Origin of the sequence: Escherichia sp. Lx600-2 (assembly GCF_036662595.1) — a bacterium.
Lineage (GTDB): Bacteria > Pseudomonadota > Gammaproteobacteria > Enterobacterales > Enterobacteriaceae > Escherichia > Escherichia coli.
This window is the reverse complement of sequence record NZ_JAYQWM010000198.1, coordinates 1-2,245: the sequence shown is the minus strand read 5'-3', so window position 1 is coordinate 2,245 and position 2,245 is coordinate 1. Positions and strand designations below refer to the sequence as shown.

The window sequence follows — 2,245 nt, the reverse complement described above, 5'->3', positions numbered from 1 at the left end:
TCAATAAATAATTTAGGTTAATTAGTATATGGGGAGACATTACGATAAAAAGAGATAAGTTATACCACAGATACCACCACACAATACCATAACTCCCATTAATAATACTAATTAACCTAAATTATTTATTGAATACGAAAACAATGAAGGCCCCACCTCATCTCAGACTAAAGCCGACAATATCCTGAGCAACAGGATATCCAATAGTAAATAGTGGTTACACCAGTTATATTTACTGACTGACCTGTACCAGAGTTTTCTAATACAACGCTGACATGGTAAAGGCATTAGTCTCCTCCGCAAGTAGCAGAGGAGACTATATGTTAGTCAACGATTAAGTCGTTCAGAGGTCAAAGTTAGGTGCGACACACAACGTTTTTCCCTCAATAACCGGTACAACTCTGTTTTGTTCATACAGTAAATCCAGTAACCAGTTGATTTTATCCTTTTTCCGGAAACGGTTCGGACCACGCTGTAAAATATCATTTTTTTTCATACAGGGGATCCCCTTCTCAATGCAATAGCTTTTTATCCAGTTGAAAAGTTCAAGCTCCTCTGGAATGAGTCGCACAGGTACGGTCAGGGCAGGGTTGTCAAAAGTTAACGGATTAGACAACCGCACATACTCATTACCGTACCATATTGCTAATTCTCTCGCCATTTCTGCAGTGTAAGGGGAAATGTCCCCCTCTTCACCGCTCGAATGGTGAATAAGTCCTGCCAGTCTTGCCATATACTCTGCATTTTTAGCAGCATATTCCCGGCAATGTCTTAAAGGCCCCAATCCCCCCAGCTTCGATTCCACATCGTTGTAATAATCCGTCCAGATTCTGGCAGCCTGAGGAGAAAAGTGAAGGCAACGTCGTTCACCACTCATCGCCAGATTTTCATCAATAAGCTCATTGATCCTCTGTTCAAACAAATCCTGATACTGTGATGAATAATTATCTCCGGTTATTATCCTTGTCCCCTGCGTTGATGTTGGTTGACACATCAAAAACCTTGCATGATGTCCTGACGTTTTCACAAGTTCTTTTTTTCGCGTACAAAAACCTTTCTGGTAAACATCAGGCTGAATCATCACCGATACCGTCAGTCTTGGATCCTTCAAAATAATTCCGGGAGATGATTTCCTGTCGATGAAAAGAGAACCACCATCCCACAAAGAGTTAAGTATTCCAAGTTTACTCATTGCCCGGCCATCAAAAATTATTCCTCCTTCACTGGATACAAGAGCAAAAGAGCGATTGCTGTCGGAATAATATTTTAACATTCCCTCTATCGTTGTCTCATTGAAAATTGTCCGGCGTATCTGCGGCGGAACAGGACATTTATTCAGATGTCTTTTAAGCTCTGACTCTGTTGCCTTACAATCTTTACCGGCGCGAATTTCTTTATGCAATTTTGACTCCAGTGCTTTTTGCTTTTGCTCCCATATTTCCTTTTCTGTACTGTAATTCTCAACCAGTTTCGCGTATTCTTCCGCCAGGGCTTCATCCCTGAGATAAAATGCTTTCATAAACACTTTATCCACGGTCGTTTTCCTTTCACCGGAATCAGCCAGAATCAGAGAGTAAAGATTAACAGGCCCACGTAAATTTCCAGGTCTGCACACGTCAATCTGATTCTGACAGGCACTTGAGAACGCTGTTAATGCGGATGTCGCCACCATAGCCAAAGGTGCCTGTGTATTTTTTTGAGTTTCAATTATTGCATTTCTCACCAGCGGTGGTAGTGCATATATCGGATAAGGATTTTCTGGTGCAAGTAAGCACATAAAAGCCTCTCTTTTCATTAATGGGTTAGTAAAGTAGCAGCAACTCCCGCTATAATAGCGAAATAGCTGCTGTTCAGACCTAATGTTCTGAGAAATACAGAATATCTGTAGATCTGATGTTTAATAAACCGATAAGGTTAATTCAGTTCATACTGTGTTATTTACCACGAAATATCATTCATGTTTCTCATTCTTAACACCTCCTAAAATTATTTCACTAACACCTTCCCCCCGGTCTTTTTCCTTTCTCAGGAATCAGCCAGAACCATAGTGTAAATATTAACAGGCCCACGTAAATTCCCGGGGTTGCACACGTCAATCTGATTCTGACAGGCAATTGACATCGCTGTTAATAATGATGTGGTAGTCATAGCCAGAGATGCTTTTTCATTGTGTTGAGTTTCAATTATTGCATTTCCAGTCATTGATGGTTGCGCATATACTGGATACGGAGTATCCGGTTTGATG

At 40.8% G+C, this 2,245-nt stretch carries 1 protein-coding gene and 1 pseudogene; both read right to left on the bottom strand.

Going from position 1 to position 2,245, the window contains the following annotated elements:
• Positions 1-343 precede the first annotated feature (343 nt).
• Positions 344-1,777 carry a YfjI family protein gene (locus tag OQV04_RS24345; RefSeq protein WP_000335694.1) on the bottom strand — a complete coding sequence of 478 codons (1,434 nt, stop codon included), beginning with the start codon at positions 1,775-1,777 and terminating at the stop codon, positions 344-346.
• A 251-nt stretch (positions 1,778-2,028) separates the two neighbouring features.
• Positions 2,029-2,244, bottom strand: a pseudogene (locus OQV04_RS24340) (DUF3987 domain-containing protein); the annotation flags it as partial.
• Position 2,245 lies beyond the last annotated feature (1 nt).

Bases quoted from the DNA above. Each gene is read 5' to 3' on its own strand.
- OQV04_RS24345 (WP_000335694.1), bottom strand. From the start codon at position 1,777: ATGTGCTTACTTGCACCAGAAAATCCTTATCCGATATATGCACTACCA.